Annotated in this window: 1 protein-coding gene; it reads right to left on the reverse strand. The window is 33.4% G+C overall.

What is annotated here, in order from left to right:
• Positions 1 to 105: 105 nt before the first annotated feature.
• Positions 106 to 1,569, reverse strand: coding sequence for an IS1182 family transposase (locus tag KW850_RS32515; protein WP_218351711.1), 1,464 nt, complete (start codon positions 1,567 to 1,569; stop codon positions 106 to 108).
• Positions 1,570 to 1,690: the final 121 nt, after the last annotated feature.

Below are 1,690 nucleotides of genomic sequence, written 5' to 3' on the forward strand. Positions count from 1 at the left end.
GAGGGCACTGAAAAACATTCCTTTTTTTATGATTTATGTGTTATCTAAAAAAAATAGGCAACTTCTTGTATGATTTTTGCAAGAAGTTGCCTATTTCTATTTTCCCTAACTATTTTTTTCTTTTAAAAGTGTAATGATTCGCTTCATATTGACTGCGAATATGGTTGTTGCACCTTGTATTTCCATTCCAAATAGACCCGCAGTTGATGCTGTATCATACCCGTGTCCATGTTTTAATTCGCTATTTTTTGCTTCAATTTTATAACGTGTACGTGCGAGTTCTTTAAACTCTTCACTGTTTTGGAATGCTTCCTGTTCCTTATGTTCGGTGGATTTAATCGAAACAGAATACGTTTTACTTTTAGCTCCTTCTTTATAACATCCATTACGCAAAGGACATATTTTACACTTATCAATATCAAAATAATAGACTTGTTGTTGGTTGTTACTTTGATTTTTCTTTCCTATCCGTGCTTTACGTATTGCCATGTGACCGGCTTTACAAACATACATCCCAGCATCTTTATTGAATTCAAACTCATCTTCCTTCGCACGTTTACCTTGTGTGATTAGTGGATTCAGCTTAGATACAAGTTGAATTTCTTCTTTTTTCGCGTACTGGATATTGTCCTTTTCAGAATAAGCTGTATCTCCAATGACTGTATTTATTATCATGCCTGTTTCTTTACTTTTCTTTACTAATTCTTCAAGGTACTTTCCGTCACTTTTCTCACCGGTTGTTACAACCGCAGCTGTAATAATCCGTTCATCACTCATCGCAATATGTGTTTTAAAGCCGAAGAAAGAAGAATCAGCTGATTTATGCCCAACACGCGCATCAGGGTCCGTTGAAAAACTCAGCTTTTCTTTATAATCTTCTACGACTTCTTTTAAGACATTTAGTTTTTCGTTTACAGCTGGTATTACCTTAATTTGCGGCTGCGATTCAACTACCTGGATGACTTGAAGACAGTAATCTACTTCATCATTTACTTCGTTAGAAGTCGGTTTCGATGGAAACTTTTCTTTTATTGATTCATCTATTTGATAAACAGCTTTTCGCAGATTTTTTGATTTCTCTTGTAAAAATTCTTTAGGCGATTTTTGATTGTAACGTGCTTTTGTATGTGTTGCATCCACGATTATTGCATTACTTTTAATGATTTCTTTTTCTAAGGCAATCTCAACTGTCTTGCCAATAAGCATGTCTAATAAACTCACATCCTGGAGACGGAGCTTACGGAACTTAGTCAATGAACTAGGATTTATAACAGGATCTTCTGGTGCCATATCTAAAAAATATTTAAACGACATATCATATTTAGAACGTTCAACTACATCTACATCAGATAAATCAAAAATTGATTTTAATAGTAAATATTTAAACATACGAATAGGTGGTACGGCATTACGACCGTTATCAAGACAATATTTATTTTTTAGTTCTTCTAAAATAAAAGAGAAGTCAACAAGTTCCTTGATTTGACGAAGCATATTATCCTTTTGCACAACAATATCGTAAATTGCCATAAATGGACTAAGATTGAGAGATTCTTGGTTTGAGATCATTTTGGAAATCACCTACATACATTTAATATCATTAATTATAAATTAAAAAGGCAGTTGAAAGTTCAATTCAATTGAAACTTTCAACTGCCTAATTTAGATATTGGACTTTTTCAGTGCCCTC

Source organism: Bacillus sp. sid0103 (assembly GCF_019219025.1).

What these genes read in the sequence shown, in the direction of transcription:
- KW850_RS32515 (WP_218351711.1), bottom strand. Translation starts at nt 1,569, where the DNA reads ATGATCTCAAACCAAGAATCTCTCAATCTTAGTCCATTTATGGCAATT.